This is a genomic window from Nitrosomonas sp. Nm51, assembly GCF_900111165.1.
Classification (GTDB): Bacteria; Pseudomonadota; Gammaproteobacteria; order Burkholderiales; family Nitrosomonadaceae; genus Nitrosomonas.
Genome location: NZ_FOGH01000008.1, coordinates 64,997 through 85,988 on the forward strand (window position 1 = coordinate 64,997; position 20,992 = coordinate 85,988).

The following is a 20,992-nucleotide window of genomic DNA, read 5'->3' on the forward strand; positions in this document are numbered from 1 at the left end:
AATATGTGTGCAACAGGACTGCTACATAACTGTATGGTCGCGCTTGAAACAACCGTCAAGGTGATTGTCACCTTCTGATTATGTCCTGCTTTTTTTAAGCTGTAAATCCACTGTCATTTTTAGGCGCACATTATTAATTCTCCTTTTTGATGCACACGTTGATACACAGATTGCTTGCAGGCCGCTAAAAAACTATCCGCATCGCTGTTGCAACGTTAGAAACAGACGCAAAGTACGCATTTATTTATGTTCAAGTGCCGCTTTCTACCGGCACAGTTTGTGCTCTGCCCTTCGGACCAGTATTAATGACTGTTCGCTGCGCTTTGCTTGCGCCGTCTGTTTTGCTTTTCACCTACTGTTTAGAAGATATTTTTCAACAACTTGCTAGAAAGGAACTTGCAAAATTCAAGAATTAAATTAAATTACTGGTCCGAAGGGCCAAAAAAATGAAAACAGCCTGTCCATAAGCGATAAAGCTGAGTTGTCGAAAACTCGAAAAAAATCAATAAATGAAAAGGCTGAATAAGCCTTGGACTAAAATGGATTCGATAGAACCCTGAGCTTGACCTTGACCTGATGTTTCGTTATATGCAATGCAGCGGCTATCCGGCCGGTACCGGATATTGACACAACTAATCACTACAGCACTGTAATACGCTGCTATTTTTTTTTCAGTTTTGCCAATCGTTTGTCAAGACAGTCCAGATATATCAGCTCGTCCGGTGCCGTTTGGTTGCGTTGCGCCTGCCAAAGCATATCCGCCAGACATTCCATCACCTGATGGGCTGCATCATGTTCATTTCCGACCTGTTGCCGTAAGCGCAAAAAACATGCGTTTATTCCGGCAGGCTGATTAATAGACAGCTGCTCCTTAATGGCAACATGCAGACTCAGGTGCAAAAATGGATTGGTTTCACCCATTTCCGGCAGATAATCTTTATCCCGGCAGTGCTCCTCATCTTCCAACATGTCATGATATTCCGGATGAAGCAATATAATCTCCAGCGCGATTTGCTCTATTCCGGACAACACTTCCTGTTGCCGGTATTTTCGCCAGGCATCAAAAAAAAACTGGCGCGCTTGATTTCTTGTCGGTTTAAACATGGCAAAAATTTTGTGCTATCTGGGGGCGCTAACAATTTTAGGCAGTTTTATCTTTGTACTCGCATAAATGATAAATCATGCACCGACCGCATTCCGGTTTTCTGGCTTTGCAAATATAACGCCCGTGCAGAATCAACCAGTGATGCGCATCGTGTCTGTATGCCTTGGGTACGACTTTTAATAATTTCAGTTCAACTGCCAGGGCAGTTTTGCCGTGCGCAAGACCTGTTCTGTTTGCCACACGAAAAATATGTGTATCTACGGCGATCGTTGGTTCACCGAATGCTGTATTCAATATAACATTTGCAGTCTTACGGCCAACACCGGGAAGTTGAACCAGTTGCTCACGTGTTCCGGGCACTTTACTATCATATTTTTGCATCAATATCGTGCAGGTTGCGAGAATATTTTTCGCTTTTGTTTTATATAATCCAATACTTTTAATCAATTCCAGCAATTTCTCCTCACCCAGAATAAGTATTTTCTGAGGAGTATTTGCCGAGGCAAACAGCTTCCGTGTTGCCAGATTGACACTTTTATCAGTTGCCTGTGCGGAAAGCATCACCGCAATCAACAACTCGAAATGTGACCGGTATTCCAGTTCTGTTGCCGGATGAGGATTGGCTGACTTCAGGCATGCGAATATTTCATGGCGTATGGCTGAATTCATGGTGGAGTCGACCGCGGCTTTCCGCTTTTATCATTGGTTTGCGCTCGCATAGCGGCGGCACGCTTCAATGCTGCTTGCACGACAGCCTGTTTACGCATTTTATTGGCTGTCGCCCGTTTAACCAATGTATTAGGGTCCGGCTTGATTGGCGTATCCTGCATCTGCATTTTTTTTCGACCGAGCCGTCGCAATCTGAATTGATACCGTAAACGTGCGCTATCGGCTTTATTGTCATACCCACCTTGTCCTGGTTTCGCAGAATCAGCCCTGGATGCAATAGGCACCATACGGATACAATCCATCGGGCAAGGTTCCAGACATAATTCACAGCCGGTGCATTCATTCGCAATTACTGTATGCATTTGCTTGGCCGCACCAACAATAGCGTCAACCGGGCATGAGCGGATACAAAAAGTGCAACCGATACAGAGATTTTCATCAATCACAGCAACCGATCTGGGTTTTGGGTAGCCGTGGTCGGTATTCAACGGTTTGGTTTCGATACCCAGAAGCTTCGCAATTTTAGCGATTACGACCGAATCGCCCGGTGGACACTGATTTATATCGGCCTGTCCCGCAACAATGGCTGCAGCATACGGCTCACAGCCAGCAAATCCACATTGACGACACTGTGTCTGCGGTAAAACGGCATCAATTTCCTTAATGCGCTGTTTACTGAATTTCAAATAACACCCTCTTTTCTAATTTTTTGGAATAATTCGTGAGCAAGCCATCGGCCCAACGCCGCAGCATGACGAAATTATACATTGACTTTAGTATATTCAAATACCGTGTATACAATAACAATAAGCAGCATTAGCTGTGCTTTAAGGAGTCGCGAATAAATAAGTGTTACAGTTATTTATGAACGACTCCTAAATACGGATACGATAAAATCAAACAAAGGCTTTATATTATGTTTCTTTGAGTTATATGAATATCAATACATTGGTACACTAGCCTCGTATTTAATTTGCTTGGTAAATTGAGGTGCCCAGTTATGTCGAATGAAAACATTATTTTGCCGCATCTTTCATGCCCTTTCCCGGAAAGCATTAGCCCTTTTGCAGACAAAGTTCATCAGCAAACACTGGAATGGGTCAAACATTTTAGACTGGTCACAAATGAAAAAGCATTTGAACACCTGCAGCTATCCAAATTCGGTTGGCTTTCAGCACGCGCTTATCCTAATGCTGCGCTGAACAGACTTGAAATCATTTCAGACTGGAATACCTGGCTTTTTATTATTGATGACCAATGTGACGAAAGCGGACTGGGCAAACGTCCTGATCGGTTGTCGGCTCTACATAACCGGTGCATTGAAATTCTTACCGGCTATTCGACCAAGTCCAACGATATTCCGCTGATTCATGCCTTGCATGATATTTATTGTCGTCTGCAGCCGTTTTCTTCAAAATCATGGATGCTTCGGTTTGCCAAAAGCGCTGCTGAATATTTTGAAGCAACACTCTGGGAAGCGCAGAACCGTCATCTTAACCGGTGGCCAGACACGGACAGTTATATGCTGATGCGCCCCTTTAGCGGGAGATTATTAACCGATATAGAACTGATAGAAATCGCCGAAAACATCGAGATACCATGCACCGCGCGCGCGCACCCATGCCTGATCAAGCTTGCCAGTCTGACTAACAACGTTGTGTGCTGGTCAAATGATATTATTTCTCTAAATAAAGAAAAAGCACATGGCGATATGCATAACTTGGTTCTAGTGATGCAACACGAACTGAATATCAGCCTCCAAGAAGCACTTAATCTAGTTAAAAAGCTGGTAGATGCACAGATTCAACAATTTCAGACATTCGAAAAAAGGTTGCCCAGATTTTCTGATGTGCCTAACCATGTCGTAAAAAAGTATGTTGCAGTATTGCGCGCATGGATGCGCGGAAATCTGGATTGGGCTTACGAGTCAAGGCGCTACAATGTCCAGCAAAATGTTTACCAAGACGCCGATAAAAAAATGCATGCGGTCTGTAATGACTAAGGAGTCCGACGACAAATACAAGGGGTAAATTTATCTGTAATATTGTCTTCTATTTTGAAAACTTCTAGCACGCTATCATATGATATTGCCAGGTTCAGCGAGTCTGTCAGTGTACATGGCAAGGCGTGCCTTGCAAGCAATATCATATTGATAGAGCACTAGAGTAATGTGATAGGTTTTTACTGTCCTGACAGTGCAATATGCCGACACCTTTTACTTTCAGCAACATCATTTCAACCAGCCTAACCGGTTCAAATACCGTAGATGCACTCATACAAGGCTCTCGTTGGGAAAATAACGAAATTTCTTACAGCTTCCCAGGCGAGGGCGCGGTGTGGTCAACAAATCCATTCACCGGTTATGTACCCGGTGATGAGCCTTGGAGCGCATCCTACACACCACTTTCATCATCAAACCGGTCCGATTTTGATGCAGCGCTGCAGCAATGGGCAGCCGCTGCCAATATCGAATTCGAATTGATAAGCGAAACGCGAAATACAGTTGGTGATATTCGTATTGCTTACACCGAAGTCCCGGCACTGAACGCCGCAGAGGCATGGGCATATTTACCTGCACAAGGGGCCTGGAGCGGTGACATCTGGATCAATAAATCAAGTGTAAGCGCAAAGCGAGAATGGATTCCTGGTAATTATTCGTTCTTGACGATTCTCCATGAAATCGGACATGCGTTGGGACTGAATCATCCTTTTGACGATCCTGATTTTCCTGTTGCGAACAATACTGTGTCATCCACAATCATGAGTTATGCTGCAATACCGGGTGATCAAAATTCAATCTTTGATTATTACCCTACCACACCTATGCCACTTGATATCCTGGCGATTCAGCATATTTACGGCGCAAATACAGACTATCAGAGCGGAAACAATATTTTCCGCTATACGGATGACGAAATGTATCACGAGACTATTCTGGATACTGGCGGCACGGATACGATTAGCTACACGGGAAGCCAGGCCGCTTTAATCCAGCTGGATGAAGGCAGCGGATCATATATTGGTAATGCGGTGACTGCCATCAGCGAGACTGAAAGTATGGCAGTACCAAATATCTGGATAGCGTATGACACCGTGATAGAAAATGCCACCGGCGGCATGAATGACGATGAAATTTATGGAAATCCATATGATAATGTCTTATCCGGATATGACGGCAACGATATCCTGGCAGGTATGGAAGGTAATGATACATTATTAGGCGGATCCGGTATTGATGAAGCATTATTTACTGGAGAATTGGCCGAATACATACTAAACAGGTCTGCTGATGGATTTTCCATAACACATCAAGCTGGGATCGATGGAAATGACATACTCAAATCAATTGAACGTTTACGATTTGAAGATATGGGACTCGCGCTCGATATCGATGGAAACGCAGGACAGATCGCAAAACTTCTGGGTGTAACATTTGGCGGTACCGCGGTGAACAATCGGGATTTTATGCGTACCGGTCTGTCTCTAATTGACAGTGGTTCCAGTAATGAGGAACTTGCGCTAACAGCACTTACCGTTTTAGATATTCACGATTATGGTGCTCTTGTTACACTGCTTTGGCATAATCTATACGGTCTCGACCCTGCGCCGGAAGAAAAACAACCCTATGTTGCGTTACTCGATAATCAACAGTTGTCAGCGGCCAACCTAACGCTGTTAGCTGCAAATACGCCGTTAAATGAGACAAACATCGATTTCGTTGGTTTGGTACAACACGGCATAGCATACAGTCTATAAGCAGCTTATGCGCCCAATATATCTGCAGTGCCTGCAAACGCTGTTTGGGCTATCGCTTAGCCAGCGTCGATACACATCCATGGCTTCATCAAAACTTCCCTGGTCAGTCCAGTGGGCTTGCCTTTGATCTTTGACCCAGTCCAACGGCAACAGGCGGCTACTGCTGGCTTTGGATGACTACATCAATCCCAAGACTGGTAGGAAGGTTCTCGGTTGCGCGTCGTTCTTTGACCATGTCGCCAAGACTAACCAATCCAGCTGTCCCTGGTCGCGGAATGTTGAGTCATTGATAAAACGCCGACACCAGTAGCTCACAATCTTCGTCCTTGCCATGAGTCGCCCGCCTCTTAGCGAATTCCGTCCTTCAAGTATAAGCAAAACCAGAATAATGTAAAATCATTTGGAGGACGATACACTGGCTGCGGCATTCTGGATAAGCAATATTTCAAGATAAGCATCGACCTTACTTAACTCCGTATCAAATCCAGGCAATAATGCATCCAGTGATTTTTGATCGTTACGTTTCCCAGCTTTTTCCATTTCAGCGCATAACTCACCCAATTTTAGAGCGCCCACCGAGCGCGCTGAAGACTTCAGCTTATGTGCGATTGAGCCCACTTCCGCCAGCTGCCCGGTTTGATAGGCGCTGCGCAACGCTGCGGCAATTTGTGCTGCATTCTCACGAAAATCACGCAGCATTTCATGGATGGTTTCCTGATCTTCACCGATAAGTTCTTCAAGTACATGTACATCAACGGGAATTTGTGCAGTGGATTCAGATTCTGTATCCGTTTTCTCGGCAGGTACAACTTGCGGCTTCCCGGCTCTTTTTACTTGAGCGGTTTTTTCCACTGGCTGAATTTGCTCCGTCTGCTCTGCGTTCGTCGACTCCGGCAGTTTTGCTTGCGTTGTTGCGGCTGATTTACCAATCGGCAGGTACTTTTCCAGCGTGATGCGTAAATCCTCGAGCTGCACCGGCTTGCTCAAATAATCGTCCATCCCGGCCTCGAGGCAATGCTCTTTTTCACCTTTCAACGCATTAGCCGTCAGGGCAACAATTGGAATATGTTTTGCACCGGATTCCATTTCCCGGATATTTTTTGTCAATTCAAACCCATCTATTTCGGGCATATGCAGGTCTGTGAGTAACAGACCATACTTGGTGTTTCCCCAGCGCCCCAGTGCTTCACGCCCGTCATTGGCGATATCCGCAGCATAACCGAGCAGTGTCAGTTGCTGCTTGATCACTTTCTGGTTGATCTCATTATCTTCGGCGACCAATATCAGCCTACCCTGCTCGAGTGCCTCGCCACGTGAAACTGGCAATGGCTTTGATTTGAATGTATCAGCTAACGGTGCTTTTTCTTCTTCGGGCTCTACCCTGCCGGCGGCGAGCTCAATAGCACGCATCAGCGACTGGCGATACATGACATCGCCGTCGAGTGTAACAATATCGACATCTTCGACACGCGCCTGCCGGCGTCGTCCGCGCTTGATAATAATAAAATGCGGTTCCAGACGGGTTTGCAGTGCATCGGAACGGTTGCTGAACGCAACCCGCAATTCTTCAATTGGCGCCTTCTGGCGCCCGGCATCAATAACTACCAGCCACATGCCCGACTTCAAATGTTTAATATACTTAATGGCCGCATCTACATCGACCACATGTTCAACCCACGCACCGGCGCTCTTTAAATACACTTCAAGATCATTGCCCAGACCTTTATGATTACCGACGATAAGACAGCACAGGCCTGTCAATTCGGTAGCTTTACGCTGCGTATCTTCCGTTGCGGGCAAAGGCTTGAACGGCATCTGGATCACAAAGGTGGATCCCTGTTCCAACCTGCTTTGCACAGTGATTTCTGCATTCATCAACTCTGCCAGATGATGGGAGATCGCCAGCCCGAGGCCGGTTCCGCCGAAACGGCGCGTAGTTGAAGGATCGCCTTGGGAAAAGGATTTGAAAAGTTTTTCCAGCGTATCCTTATCCATACCAATGCCGTTATCTGTAATCTGAAATGTCACCAGGATCTGCTCGGGCTCGGATTCGGTCAGCATTACCCGTACTGCTACTTTGCCCGGTTTCTTCTGCTTGCTGGAAAACTTGATCGCATTATTGACTACATTGACGAGTACCTGGCGGATGCGGAGGGGGTCACCCAATACGTTGTCCGGGATTTCCGGATCGATAAACAGAGTAAGCTCCACATTCTTGCTAAGCGCCAGGTGTGCGAGCATGCCACAGGCATTTTCCACAACACTGGCCAGCGGCATAGGGATCTTTTCGATTTCCAGCTTACCGGCTTCTATTTTGGAAAAATCAAGAATATCTTCAATGATGGACAGTAGCGCATAGGCAGAGTCGCGTATCAGATTCGCCATTTCCATCTGATAACCGCTCAGGCTGGTCTGCCTGAGCACATCGATCATGCCGATCACACCATTCATGGGCGTGCGGATTTCATGGCTCATTGCAGCAAGAAAAGCGGATTTCGCCCTGTTCGCGGCTTCGGCGTCATTCCTGGCCTGTTCCAGATCCCTCATAATGCGCACATGTTCGCGCATGTCGCGCATCACGCCGGTGAAGTGCCGATCCTCACCGGCAAAATATTCGCTGACCGCAAGATATACCGGAATCAGTTCACCGTTTTTGTGCACTGCTTCGACCTCACGGCCCAAACCGATACCGTGCTGGCCCTTGATATGCGGCCGTCCCACATATTTCTGGCCTTGTCCGGTCAGACAGTATCGTTCCATGTAATAGGCATGCTGAGAACGGTCCGGTTCTGGCACCAGAATGGCAATATTCTGGCCGATGATTTCTTCCGGGGTGTACCCGAACAACTTCTCGACCACGGGATTTGCGGACAGTACTACGCCGATATGATCCGTTGTCACCACACAATCAACCATATGTTCAACAACAGAACGGGTTTCTTTCTCCTTGATAGCCAGTGCTGCGTTAGCTCGCTGCAGATCAGCAGTGCGCAACTCGACCCGGTTTTCCAGTTCCTGATTCAGGTGGCGCAGATTTGTTTCGGCATTTCTGCGTTCCTGATTGCTGGCGTTCAAACGTTCCACCATTACGTTGAACGTATGGCCGAGCTGACGCATTTCATTCCAGCCCGCAATCGAGGCGCGCTGATGCAGATTACCCGCGGCAATTTCCATGGCGCCGTAGTTCAATTGCTTCAAAGGCGTGACGACTCGGCGATTGAACAGAAACGCGCCAAAAATAACACCCAGCAGCGTTATTCCCAGAATAACCAGACTATACTGTTCGATCCGGTGGACGTTGGCAAACGCTTCGTCGGCGTCTTGTTTTACCACGATGCCCCAGTTCATGAGCGGCAAATAGCGCCAGACCGCCACCACTTCTTTATCACGGTAATCCCGAATAACGGCGCCGCCAGTCTGTCCGGACAATGCATTCTTCAGCGAAGCCGAATACGGCGTGTTCAGCCGAATCGTCCGCTTCAATGCGGCATCGCTGTCCGTGCTGAGCGGAGCCATCACAAGCGCCGTATCTTCATTCTCAAGCCGCACCACTACGGTGTCGCCGGTTTCACCCAATCCGATGTTATTGGATAACACCTTAAAAACATGCTCACTGTAGATCTGCAGCGCCAGCACGCCGATGATTTCTCCTTCAATAATAATCGGATAGCCGATAAACGCCGCAATGGCGCCATGTGACGGTTCATAAAACTCAAAACCTGAAATCGAGCTTTCCAGATAGTTCAGTGCATGCCGTGTTACCTGTCCCAGACCCGTGTTGCTGTAGGGGCCCGTAATCAAATTAGTGGCAAAATCGGATTCATGGCTTTGCGTGTACACGATATCGCCCTTAAGCGAAATCAGGAACAAGTCATAGTAACTGGCAACCTCGACAAAACGCCCAAAATGACCACGGTGCTCGGCATCCAGCCGCTGATAGGCCTCTGAATCAACGCCATACGTTTCGAAAATTTTTGGAAATTCCTGCATGGCCTCACGTGTTGCAATGGCGTCATGCAGCAGACTGGCATCGAGCATGCGTTCATGAAAGTAGGTATTGATCTGTTCAATTTTTTTATCTGCGATGGCGGATAGGTTCTCGATTACTGTTTTCTGGATTTCGCTTGCAAACGTATGTAAAAAACTATTGCCAATAACCAGAATCGGCAGCAGAGAAACCAGTGTAAACCAGACAGCAAAACGCTGAGTCAGCGAAGTAAATCTCAGATGCATGGGCGCACCCCCCGCAGTAACCGGCAACCGCGTAGAGCGGTTTTATCATTTTAATTTACATCTAGTACTATCCATATGATATTGCCGGACAGATTGTTGATCATATTGTGAGCATAGTAGCAGATATTCACGCTGACTGCCGCACCTCTCCTGGTATTCACTCCTGTATCACGCTGTTTACAACCGCCTGATAATCCATTTTAATCCGATGTTGTATATAATGATGAATAAAATTACCTATACATTCACACGATGAACCTGAACAGTTACCAGATTCACATTGTGCAGTGGCCCGACGCAGCATCATCGCTGCGCGCCGTCCGGGAAACGGTTTTTATCCATGAACAGCATGTTCCCGAAGAACTGGAATGGGATACGTTCGATGCAGTGAGCATGCATGTATTGGCAACAGACCCTGCGGGCGAACCCATCGGAACAGCGCGGCTTTTGCCGGACGGCAGAATCGGGCGCATGGCGGTACTCAAACCCTGGCGCAACCGTGGAGTCGGCAGCGCTATGCTGCGTCATCTGGTTGACGAAGCCAGAAACCGGGGGCTGACCGAAGTCACGCTGAGCGCACAAGTCAGTGCGTCAGCATTTTATGAAAAACACGGATTACAGATCAACGGCGATACATTCATCGAGGCAGGCATACCACATGTCAAAATGAGCCGACGATTCTAGTACTCTATCAATATCATATTGATAGAGTACTAGGGGTGTAAATCTGCTTTATTGCCGGCCCGACTGCAACCAAGCGTGCTCCAACTGATCGGACGCTTCCTGCCATTGCGCTGCTGCCCGCTCCAATCTCTGCTTTGCATCGGCCGCCTTTTGCTTAGCCGTTTCAGTATCGCGCTCGACATCCGCTAACCGCCGCTTGGCAGCCTGAAGCTCTTTCTCGGCAAAAGCCGCGTCCTTTTCCAGATACTCAGCTTCCTTTTTGGCTTTCATCATCTGCTCGTAGGCTGCATTCGCCTGCTGCTGCAGCTTCTGGAGATTCTCATCCATACCTGCATGCGCCAGCGAAATAAACATACCGGTTATCCATAAAATCATGAGCGCTTTCATTGTTGCTCCTTCTGTTAATGTGTGTCATCTCTAAATACTTTACAAAAATCATCTGCGTATTTTGCACCAGCGTCAAGAACTGCATGATGTTTTTTTGCGTTTTCGATATGATGAAGGGACAATATAGATATTGAGGCGCCTCAAACAATTCAGGTAAAACTCTGGCAAGCGGGCACCGCTTGCGCAGCAAAGCCTGATGACAGCACAGCGGTTCTTTGAGATGCCCATGGTTCTCATGACTAAACACTGGAGTATCAACTACCCTATGGAACGAAATCCCGATTCGAACACCGTCTGCAGCCATTTTATGTATGTCATTGTACCGGCCCTGGGTTTTTGGCTGACCCTGATGGCAACGCCAACTCAGGCAGACTGCGAGGGCTGCCTGTGTCCTGGCGATCCCTGCCGATTATGTCCGTTGCCAGCGGTGGAGGGCGAGCCACCTAAAGCTGACGAACACGCAATCTGCACCAGAATCCGTGCGCGCGTTCCACCCACATCTGCAGAGCCCGGCAGCAATGAATATTTCCCAAGCCTGGATCGATCCATCGCCGCGTGCGTTGCTGAAGGCGGCGACGTCATCCGCAACCGGCAGCGCGGCAAGGAATTTCCGTCACGCTTTTACTGTAAACCACTCGTACAGATTCAGGCCCGGTAAGCGCCCATGATTACCGTTATCCAGCGCGTCAGCAACGCAAGCGTGACTGTTAACAGCCAGAAAATCGGCGTCATCGGCACCGGAATTATGGCGCTGGTCGCCGTGGAACAGGAAGATACCGAAAAACAGGCAGACCGATTGCTCGAACGCATTCTTAATTACCGCATCTTCCCTGACGGACAAGGGCGCATGAATCTCGGCTTGCGTGCCATCAACGGTGAGCTGCTGCTCGTTCCCCAGTTCACGCTAGCCGCTGATACCAACAGCGGCAACCGCCCGAGCTTCACGGGCTCGGCTTCGCCGGAAAAGAGCCGGAAACTGTTTACGTATCTGCAAGCAGCCGCAGACAGTATTTATCCGGGAACACAATATGGCGAATTCGGCGCTGACATGCAGGTAGCACTGATCAACAACGGGCCGGTGACGTTTATGCTGCGTGTTTCGGCTTGATGAAACCGTACATATTTATTGCGTTGTACATTTCGCGATCTATCAACGGTGCTTCCGCAATCTTTGTTTGTAACTGACCAGCCTTTGCCTAACAGATAAACCGCCTTACCCGGTCAGCATAACGTTTATCGTTTATCCGTAGCGTGACGGTGCTCGAACTCCAAATCATCGCGTTCTTGATCGATTAAGCGGTAGCATGAAGACATATGGCGATTCTATTCCATATTTGAGCAGAGGCCAATCGATCATCTTATCGCCACTCCGCTTTTACATATCGATGAGACCAGTGTCAATATTGATGGCAAGCTGCACTGGTTACATTACCACCCGAGCGAGCAATGGGCATTGTTCTGTGTACATGCACGCAGAGGAGTCGGCGTCATAAACGACAAAGGCGTTCCGTCCCGGCCGCGAGTACGCTCAATTCAACACAGTTCAGCGTTTAAATTCCAGCAACTGATGCAATATCTATAAAGATATAATTTATTAACGATACCATGCAGGTGATGTGCAACATAAGCACTGACTCTCCCTTATCGTTGCCATAGAGCACTGCGTAGATAATGCATTTAAATTGGTTTGCTATGCGAAGTCAGTTGAGACGGAAAGGTAATTCGAAACGTAGTACCCTGCCCTACCTTGCTTTCAACATTGATTTCCCAGCCATAATGATTACAGATGCGTTTGACAATCGGAAGTCCTATTCCAAGTCCTTCCACATGTGTGGCGCCGCGAAAGAACCGCTCAAACAATAATGGCAAAAATGCAGCATCGATACCTATTCCAGTATCTGTGATTGCCAGATTCCCATTATTGTAATCCACGCGGATGAAGCCTTTCTCGGTATACTGAATTGCATTACGGAGTAAATTGGTCAATGCTGTATGCAGCGCCTGGCGATTCAGCAAAATAATCACATCTGGAGCAATATCGACAATAAACTTTAATTTTTTTCGGTGAATCAATGGGTACAGAGGTTCAACGGCGTCATTCACGCACTCCGCAATCGCTACAGGCTCCATCACACCTAGCGCCTGTTCACGCGCAAGAAACAATAAAGCCTGAAGCTGCTCACCCATGCGGGTTGTAGCTGTTTCAATCCGTTTAATTCTCATACGTACCTTGTCGGAGAGGTACAATTCTGCATCCAGCAATTCACAACTGGTTAAAATAGTAGTAATCGGCGTTCTCAATTCATGACTGATATTGGCAGTAAATTCCTGTTCTCTTTGCAGCATACGGCGTATTCTGTTCTGATAGTCATCCAGCGCGGATGCTAACTGCGCAACTTCTTTATCCATGTCCGGCTGCATCAGAGGTACGCCTTGCACATCACCAGGCGCAAGGAGTTTTACACGCTCAGCCAGATCCGTGACTTGTCTGACAAGTATTCCCGCCAACACATAGCCAGCAACGAAAGCTATTGCCACGACAGCCACCCAAGACAATAAAATCAACAATCGTAACTCACTTAATCGCTTGTTATGTAATGTAATACGGTATGCAACCAGAAATTTGACGTCATCAATTGTCTTAACTAGAACATGAATATCCTCAAAATCATAATAAATCCGGTGATAGCCGGTGTTCAATCCACGATAATAGGAAGGGATATTCAATTCATCATCGGCATGCCGTATCACATAGCTTTTAAGATGTGAGCCGATTTGGGAATAAAAATCGGAATGTTTACGGTAGCGGTGTACCAGATGGTCCATCTCCATTGTGATCACCTGTCTGATGTGCGCTTCCTCAATATTATCTGAGGCAACATACAGGATGACGCCCAGGGCACCCACAGTGATAATGCAGAAATTTGCCAGCGCATTCGCAACACGCAGACGTAAGCCAAGCTCAATCCTGAGTTTGAGCACGGGAACCTAGGCAATAACCGATACCATGTACCGTTTCGATCGGATCATAACCGCCTGCACGCAGCAAGGCGCGCCGCAAAACATGCATATGGCTGCGCAGCGTGTCACTGGTTTCTTGAACGTCATCCCATGCTTCCGATTCCAGCTCCTTGCGGCTGAATACACGACCGGGTTCGCTCATCATCAGCGCCAGTAAACGGATGCATTTTGGCGGCAGCTTGACCTCTTTATTTTCAAAACGTATCGAAAATGTCTTAGGGTCGTATGTTAAATTATCGACTTCAAGCATGCGGCTGGCCATGCGCCCGGAATGCCGCTTATGCAACGCATTCAGGCGTGCTTCAACTTCTTTTAAAGCAAATGGCTTGATCAGATAGTCATCAGCACCATGCTCAAATCCAACAAGCTTGTCTTCAAGCGTATCGCGTGCCGTCAACATAAGTATCGGCGTATCAATTTGCGATTCTTGTCTCAGTTTCTGACACAAGGCAATGCCACTCATACCCGGCAATCCCAGATCAAGCAAAATCGCATCAAATTGTTGCGTAACCGCCAAATGGTAGCCTAACGCACTGTCAGCGGCGGCATCCACATTGTGGCCGCGAGATTCTAGAAAATCGTACAGATTGGCGGCAATGGCCAAGTCGTCCTCAATGATCAAAATATGCACAATGTTACCTTTATACGGCTATCGGCTGGCAGCCCATATTGCTTTGTATTATTCTATAGCGCGTTATGAAACCTGCGGCTTAGCGAATGTACGGCTTCTACTAATGCCGCAGCATGTTCGGGCGGTGTAAACTGGGATATGCCATGTCCCAGGTTAAACACATGGCCGCTGCCATTGCCAAAACTTGTTAAAATTTTTTCGACCTCTTTGGCGATCACTTGCGGCGATGAAAACAGCACCGAAGGATCGAGATTGCCCTGCAGAGCTACCTGACCGCCCACCTGGCGGCGCGCCTCACCGATATCAATGGTCCAGTCGAGGCCAATCGCGTCACAACCGATATCCGCAATTGTCTTCAACCACAATCCACCGCCCTTGGTAAAAACAACGCTCGGTATACGTGCGCCATTTCTTTCCCGGATAAGATTGGCTACGATTTGACGCATATATTCGAGCGAAAATTCCCGATATGCCACAGGGGTTAAAGCGCCGCCCCAGGTATCGAAAATCATTACGGCCTGTGCGCCAGAATCAATCTGAGCATTCAAATACGCTGTTACAGCCTGCGCATTCTTCTCCAGTATCTGGTGCAATAACTCAGGTCTGTTATACAACATAGTTTTAATTTCGCGGAAATCTGTTCCGCCGCGTCCTTCGACCATATAGCAGGCCAGCGTAAATGGACTGCCTGAAAATCCGATCAAAGGCACCCGATCATTCAGCGCCTTGCGTATCTCGGATACGGCATCCATCACATATTGCAAATCCTTTCCCGGATCAGGCACCCTTAACGTACGGATGCTTGTTTCGTCGCGCAATGGCCGTTCAAACATCGGACCTTCACCTTGAGCAAAATAAAGCCCCAATCCCATTGCATCCGGTATAGTCAGAATATCTGAGAACAAAATGGCCGCGTCTAACGGAAACCGGTCAAGCGGTTGTAAAGTTACTTCTGTAGCCAGTGCCGGCGTTTTGCACAAAGATAGAAAGTCACCAGCCCGAGCACGCGTTTTATTATATTCAGGCAAATACCGCCCAGCCTGGCGCATCATCCATATGGGAGTATATTCTACGGGTTGTTTTAGTAAAGCACGTAAAAACGTATGATCAGAAGTTGTCATGAGCAGTCTACACGATATATTCTTGTTGTTTTAAGAGCCATCATCCTGCATGACTGGCTGTCTATGATTTCACATTCACACAATGAGCTGTTGAAATTGTCTGGTTGGCAGTCTAGTACAGTGTCTTCAAATGGCTTTACAATTTTATGTTTCTGCTTGCCTGTAGACAACAGTGTCAACTTCAATCGCAGCCTTCAGCTATATGAATGCTTATTTAAGAGACACCCACTACACTGGTACCAAACATGCAGACTTAACTGTTAAAAACCAGCCTTGCAAAAGGTTTCATGATACCAGTGTATTACGTCTGCGTACATTGACATTTTGGCTATTAACGATTTAGATGGCTACTATTATGACATAACTAACACCAAGCATTCGCTCCGATTAGAATGCAAAGTTATTGGACCGGTCTCAATTAAACCGATAATGTATTTGATTATTCTGAAATGAATTCAACGTTTAATCCAATTTTTTTACTGATGCCGGCATTGCCGGTTAAAACAGTCTAAATATGTATGCACACTTTTGAACATCAGTTGGAATTAGAGAATTCCAAACGTCTGACCGGTTTATTTTACGTACAAATTGCATGCGCAGTTGTGGCAGGCAGCATTGCTGCTATTACATTGAGTGGGTGGATGATACCCGCTGTCGTACTGTGGCTGCCAGATGGTTGGTGGCTGATGAAACAAAATACTGCACTATCCATCTTAATCAGCGCATTAGCTATCATACTGATCCAAAAAAACTCAAATACTCTGGTTATCCGCTTATGCGGATTTGCCGTTATTGTTTTCGCTTCAATTGCGTTATACGATTATATAAACGAACAGAGCAATACGTTTGAATCAATCCTGCCGCAAAATAATGATACGGAAATAGAAGTATCTGACAGAGTGCCGGTCCACAGTATTATATTTTTCTATTTGCTCGGCACTTCATTTACCGTTGTAAAAACCGGGAACGACCAAAAACACAATAATAATTTACGTGACTTTCTGACTCTGCTGTTGATCGGCATGGTGCTTGTAATTTTTTCGGGTTATCTCTTCTCTGCTACAAGCCTCTATAGCCACTCCACAGAAACGCTAATTTCGTATCACACATTTATTAGTATGTGTTTGCTAACGTTTGCAAACTTCATTCGTGGCATTGACAATGGCATTTTTTCATTATTTCTTGGTTCCGGCATTGGCAACTATACAGCCAGAATTGCACTGCCTTGGGCAATCATAGGCCCGTTTGCAGTCATTAGTGCCATCAATTACTTTCTTGATCCAAGAGGAGCCTCACAAGAAATTCAAATTGCATTGTCAGCGACACTACTATCGCTTATGTTTTTTTTTATTATCATATGGCTGTCCAAAAAAATCAGCCACCTGGAAAACGACTTACGCACACTTGCGCTGACAGACGAGATGACCGGCCTTTACAATCTCCGGGCATTTTCCATTTTAGGCAAGCAAGCATTTTCCGAAAGCCTGCGTAACGGCACTATGCTGTCATTGCTTTATTTTGACCTTGATGGTTTAAAAAGAATTAACGACACTCAGGGCCATCAAATCGGATCAGAAGTGATTATGGAATTTGCAAATCTCTTGAAGGCGAATTTTCGCCGTAACGAAACTATTGCCCGTATTGGCGGTGATGAATTCGTAGTGCTTAGCAAGAATCGAAAAATAGATGCGGCAGCCAAACGGCTGGCTGAAGCCGTTAATGCCGCCAACAAACGCAGTAATAAAAACTACCGTATCAGTTATAGCGAAGGTAAGATTATTGGTAAAGCTGAAGATTTCCAGTCACTGGATGATCTTTTAACGCAGGCGGATTCACTTATGTATGAAAATAAAAAGAACAAAAAATTCGCATCGTGATGGCCCGGCGGCCACTGTCTGTTAAGTCAATTTTTCGTTCTTTCAGTATTTTATCAATCAAAGATCAACGCGACCAAAATTATTATCTTTGACGAATTCTATTTCATCAATAAGTGCAACAATCCGGCTGTCCGGCATCAAACCATCAGCAACATCATCTATATCTTCAATAAAACACTCCGTATTCATCGCAGTTTACCTCCACAGCATTCGACCAATTGAAATGACATTAAATCGCAGTTTCATTAAGAGATAAAGCAAAGGTACATTACGTTTTACCCCATTATTCTGAAACTTCAAAAAATCATCTGGTATTATCGCCAGAACCAAGCGAAAACAACCTCTACGTAATGCAAACGCAGTAGATAATATTGAGTTGCGCACGATTGAAAAATTATGTCGGTATTTTATGTCCGGTACGCAGTTATCTTCTTACCCGTAAAATATTTACCTGCCTTCCAGCCGAGCCGATACATTTTTTCGCCGTATAAACCGGCTGACCTTATATTCTCTGCATTCTCTGCATTTAATACCCTGTAATTGTAAAAATTTCCCACGCATATTAGAATAAACCCCTCTATATCCAGCAGAATTGAACAATAATTAATGCGATTACCCTCTTCAAAAAAGAAAACTGGAGTCACAACAGTTTCTACTGCACTTATTTCGGCCTTATGCAAAGTACTACGCCCCTTGGTCAAACTTATGTTGACCAAAGGCATAACTTATGTTTACCTATCAGACATTTTAAAAAAAATTTTTGTGGAAGTTGGCGACAAAGACTTTCGAGTAAATGATAAGCCAGTAACTGACAGTCATTTAAGTCTGCTGACAGGGATACACCGCAAAGACATCAAGCGGTTACGTGCGACAGTTAATACTAAAGCAGAAATTGTTCCAGAGACAGTTTCTATGGGTGCGCGACTTGTCAGCCAATGGACCAGCGACCCTGTTTACCTGGATGAAAAAGGCCGCCCAAAACCATTGCCACGTTTTATACGCGATGCAGGAGTTATATCCTTTGAAGGCCTTGTTACAAGTATTAGCAAAGACATACGTTCCCGTGTGGTATTGGATGAGTGGCTGCGCCTTGGCGTTGTTGAATTCGATGAACACCGCCGCGTTTGTTTAAAAGTAGAAGCGTTTATACCGGCAAAGGGTTTTGATGAAAAAGCATATTATTTTGGCCACAACCTGCATGACCACGCTTCCGCCGCCTCCTCCAACTTGATCGGTGAGAATCAGCCTTTTTTGGAGCGCAGCGTTCATTACGATGAATTAAGTCACGAATCGGTCAAGATTCTGGCAGAACAATCTGAGTTATTAGGCATGCAAACACTGCTTGCAATAAATAAAAAAGCCAAGACATTAGAGCAAGATGACGCATCAAAAGATGGTAAGCGGCGCCGTTTGACTCTGGGTGTTTATTTTTACAGCGAGCCGGTTGAACCGGCAAAGCCTGATACCTCAGTCAACCCAACCTCAAAAAAAACACCGTATAACAACCATTCGACCCATTAACTAAAATGACATTGCTCAAACAATTTGTTCCGTTAAATAAGGGTTTTTTACCCAGCGTCATAATTGTAACGGCGTTTACCGCATTCTGCATCGCACCGCTTGCTTCGCATGCCGCAGATGTTTGCGAAACAAACAGCAACCCATCAAATCCACACGCCAATGCAGCGCAATCGGGTATGGGTGGTACAGGTGTTGAATTGACACAATCAGGTATCGGCGGCACAGGGATCGATAGCAGTGGTATTGGCGGTACCGGCATCGAAATCAGTGACTATGGCGACACCGGCGAACAAAATGCCGCTGAGAGCAGTGTTATTGACGGCACCGGTATTGTCGGCCTAATTACTGGTTTTTCCAGCATTTGTGTAAACGGTATTGAAATTCACTACAACAAAAACACACACGTGACCATGGACGGATTGCCTTCATCCGTAAGTGATTTAGAAACGGGACGAATGGTAATAGTACGCGCTAAAAACTCTAATGGTAGGGTCTTTGCACAGCAAATCGCAATTTTGCATGCGGTTGTTGGCCTGGTTACCCATGTCGACCCCGTTTCTAAAGAAATCCAGGTGCTTAATCAAATCATACAATTACAGACACCACATGCAACGGAAGAATTGGACGAAAAATGGGTGCGCGTCAGTGGACTGCGCCTGGCAAGCGGCAAAATTATTGCATCGCATATTCAGTTAATTCAACCACTAGAACAATCTACTATCAATGGACAAATAACTCAAATCAATCCTGGCGAGATCATTATCGATGGTACACGTGTAGAATTTAGCCCACAATCCTGGCCAAATGATTTGACCAAAGGTATGGAAATTTCTGTCAGTGGCCATTGGAACGGCACAAGTATCCGTGCGCAGACATTACACGTAGCGCCAACTCGGCAAATATTGGACGGCGTTCAATATATCGTAATGGAAGGATACGTTCGCGCCATTAATGATCAATCGCTTGAGTTAAACAATCAGTCAATACAAATAAGTCCTGCCGTACAAATTAACGTACCCGGCAGACTTGAGCTGAACCAGCGTGTACAGATAAGCGGTCAATTAACGTCAGATAACCAGATTATTGTGGACAAGCTGAAATTAAAACCATCTCCAGTTATTCAGGACATCAACAACATTTCTATTGGTAACGGAAACCGCAATGTATCTAATTGATGATTTTCAATGTTAAAATAAATTTTACGCAATCTGCAAGGTTCAAACTTTCTCATGATCAGGAACTACAATTAGTCATTCTGGTTTACAACGATTGCAACTCATCTTTAATATCACTGCTGCCCCGTTAACTGACAAATGAAGAGGCCCGACTCAACCAAAGTTGTTACAATAGGGTTTTCGATAACTTATTGAATAAGATTGGAGAATCAGGCCATGGCCCATTGTAATACAATCCTGTCACAAATTCTAAGATTTGTTCCGGGACATGAATTTGAGCCTCTGGCCAATCGTCATCATTCGGTCCTGGCATTCCGTACAGAAACCCGTTGGCCGCAGTTTGTCACCATGGCAATGGACAGTTGTCTGGCCGTATCAGCTTGCGCGATATTGTTGGCAGCGTGAGCGCACAAGCACATCGTCTATATCATCTGGGTAGTGCGAAACTGACACGCTCTAATCTTGCGCGCACGAATGGGCACAAGCCTTATAGCTTGTATGAAGCGTTGTTTGGAAAACTGTTAAACCTATTTTCCTCAGTTAGATCTACAAAAATTAGCTCAAACGTAGTAGTGTCAAGGTTTTCGGACTAAAGACAGGAGTCACCCAATGGGTGAAATGGAATTTGAGCAAAGAGAGCTGGTAAAAGCAGTTAATCTCGCTGTACATGAGATGAATCAAAGTACAAAGGAATTACGTTTATCAACACCTGGTGGCCGATTTCATGTACGTTGGGATGAAGGTGGCAGTGCAACGGCTATGGGTCAACTGGCATTTTTTGCCGAATTTCTGGAGGTTTCTGGTTTATTTTC

17 protein-coding genes and 2 pseudogenes are annotated in these 20,992 nt (G+C 46.1%); 10 read left to right on the forward strand and 9 right to left on the reverse strand.

Translation table 11 applies throughout. From position 1 onward, the window contains the following. Positions 1–660: 660 nt before the first annotated feature. The 3 genes from BMY60_RS04900 to BMY60_RS04910 are packed head-to-tail and all read right to left on the reverse strand — an operon-like array spanning position 661 to position 2,460. The gene (locus BMY60_RS04900) at positions 661–1,104 is read right to left on the reverse strand and encodes a DUF1841 family protein (protein WP_090331734.1); all 444 of its coding nucleotides are present in this window, start codon (positions 1,102–1,104) and stop codon (positions 661–663) included. Positions 1,105–1,141: 37 nt separating this feature from the next. Next, positions 1,142–1,774 carry an endonuclease III gene (gene nth / locus BMY60_RS04905; protein WP_090331736.1) on the reverse strand — a complete coding sequence of 211 codons (633 nt, stop codon included), beginning with the start codon at positions 1,772–1,774 and terminating at the stop codon, positions 1,142–1,144. After that, positions 1,771–2,460 (reverse strand): RnfABCDGE type electron transport complex subunit B, encoded by a 690-nt coding sequence (locus BMY60_RS04910; protein WP_090331738.1) that lies wholly within the window; start codon positions 2,458–2,460, stop codon positions 1,771–1,773. The genes nth and BMY60_RS04910 overlap by 4 nt, the downstream gene beginning before the upstream one ends. Before the next feature lie 314 nt (positions 2,461–2,774). Between BMY60_RS04910 and BMY60_RS04915 the strand changes: the two genes are divergently transcribed. Together BMY60_RS04915 and BMY60_RS04920 are read left to right on the forward strand one after the other, a co-directional pair. Further along, positions 2,775–3,776 (forward strand): terpene synthase family protein, encoded by a 1,002-nt coding sequence (locus tag BMY60_RS04915; RefSeq protein WP_177166584.1) that lies wholly within the window; start codon positions 2,775–2,777, stop codon positions 3,774–3,776. Between the two features lie 200 nt (positions 3,777–3,976). Further along, entirely contained in the window at positions 3,977–5,530 is a 1,554-nt protein-coding gene (locus BMY60_RS04920) for a M10 family metallopeptidase (RefSeq protein WP_090331740.1), read from the forward strand. A 396-nt stretch (positions 5,531–5,926) separates the two neighbouring features. On the opposite strand, the gene BMY60_RS04925 is transcribed toward BMY60_RS04920, so the two are convergent. Beyond that, entirely contained in the window at positions 5,927–9,763 is a 3,837-nt protein-coding gene (locus tag BMY60_RS04925; RefSeq protein ID WP_256250689.1) for an ATP-binding protein, read from the reverse strand. A gap of 258 nt (positions 9,764–10,021) precedes the next feature. On the opposite strand from BMY60_RS04925, the gene BMY60_RS04930 reads away from it, so the two are divergent. Then, a complete protein-coding gene (locus BMY60_RS04930; RefSeq protein WP_371264189.1) occupies positions 10,022–10,447 on the forward strand; it encodes a GNAT family N-acetyltransferase in 426 nt (141 codons plus the stop codon). Between the two features lie 48 nt (positions 10,448–10,495). Here the strand turns inward: BMY60_RS04930 and BMY60_RS04935 are convergent, their stop codons facing one another. Beyond that, a complete protein-coding gene (locus tag BMY60_RS04935; protein ID WP_090331744.1) occupies positions 10,496–10,834 on the reverse strand; it encodes a hypothetical protein in 339 nt (112 codons plus the stop codon). A gap of 196 nt (positions 10,835–11,030) precedes the next feature. Between BMY60_RS04935 and BMY60_RS04940 the strand changes: the two genes are divergently transcribed. Both BMY60_RS04940 and dtd read left to right on the forward strand, forming a co-directional pair. Beyond that, the gene (locus BMY60_RS04940) at positions 11,031–11,492 is read left to right on the forward strand and encodes a hypothetical protein (protein WP_256250690.1); all 462 of its coding nucleotides are present in this window, start codon (positions 11,031–11,033) and stop codon (positions 11,490–11,492) included. Positions 11,493–11,498: 6 nt separating this feature from the next. Then, on the forward strand, positions 11,499–11,942 hold the full coding sequence (gene dtd, locus BMY60_RS04945) for a D-aminoacyl-tRNA deacylase (RefSeq protein ID WP_090331746.1): 444 nt from the start codon (positions 11,499–11,501) through the stop codon (positions 11,940–11,942). A 569-nt stretch (positions 11,943–12,511) separates the two neighbouring features. Here dtd and BMY60_RS04950 read toward each other — a convergent pair. Genes BMY60_RS04950 through hemE form a run of 3 tightly spaced genes read right to left on the reverse strand, consistent with a single transcriptional unit; the run spans position 12,512 to position 15,607 of the window. Further along, a complete protein-coding gene (locus BMY60_RS04950; protein WP_090331748.1) occupies positions 12,512–13,816 on the reverse strand; it encodes a sensor histidine kinase in 1,305 nt (434 codons plus the stop codon). Beyond that, the gene (locus tag BMY60_RS04955; protein ID WP_090331750.1) at positions 13,797–14,486 is read right to left on the reverse strand and encodes a response regulator transcription factor; all 690 of its coding nucleotides are present in this window, start codon (positions 14,484–14,486) and stop codon (positions 13,797–13,799) included. Before BMY60_RS04955 ends, BMY60_RS04950 begins: the two co-directional genes overlap by 20 nt. Before the next feature lie 53 nt (positions 14,487–14,539). Then, positions 14,540–15,607, reverse strand: coding sequence for a uroporphyrinogen decarboxylase (gene hemE, locus BMY60_RS04960; RefSeq protein WP_090331752.1), 1,068 nt, complete (start codon positions 15,605–15,607; stop codon positions 14,540–14,542). Positions 15,608–16,629: 1,022 nt separating this feature from the next. On the opposite strand from hemE, the gene BMY60_RS15655 reads away from it, so the two are divergent. Further along, complete coding sequence (locus BMY60_RS15655; RefSeq protein ID WP_256250693.1) at positions 16,630–17,484, forward strand: GGDEF domain-containing protein; 855 nt, start codon at positions 16,630–16,632, stop codon at positions 17,482–17,484. Between the two features lie 57 nt (positions 17,485–17,541). Here BMY60_RS15655 and BMY60_RS16170 read toward each other — a convergent pair whose 3' ends face one another. Next, a complete protein-coding gene (locus BMY60_RS16170; protein WP_256250691.1) occupies positions 17,542–17,673 on the reverse strand; it encodes a hypothetical protein in 132 nt (43 codons plus the stop codon). Positions 17,674–18,090: 417 nt separating this feature from the next. On the opposite strand from BMY60_RS16170, the gene BMY60_RS04970 reads away from it, so the two are divergent. The 4 genes and pseudogenes from BMY60_RS04970 to BMY60_RS04990 form a co-directional block, all read left to right on the forward strand. After that, entirely contained in the window at positions 18,091–19,005 is a 915-nt protein-coding gene (locus tag BMY60_RS04970; protein ID WP_090331756.1) for a DUF6502 family protein, read from the forward strand. A gap of 5 nt (positions 19,006–19,010) precedes the next feature. After that, positions 19,011–20,180 carry a DUF5666 domain-containing protein gene (locus BMY60_RS04975; RefSeq protein WP_090331758.1) on the forward strand — a complete coding sequence of 390 codons (1,170 nt, stop codon included), beginning with the start codon at positions 19,011–19,013 and terminating at the stop codon, positions 20,178–20,180. Between the two features lie 216 nt (positions 20,181–20,396). Further along, a pseudogene (locus BMY60_RS16600) lies at positions 20,397–20,773 on the forward strand (DUF4372 domain-containing protein). Between the two features lie 16 nt (positions 20,774–20,789). Continuing rightward, positions 20,790–20,992, forward strand: a pseudogene (locus BMY60_RS04990) (transposase); the annotation flags it as partial.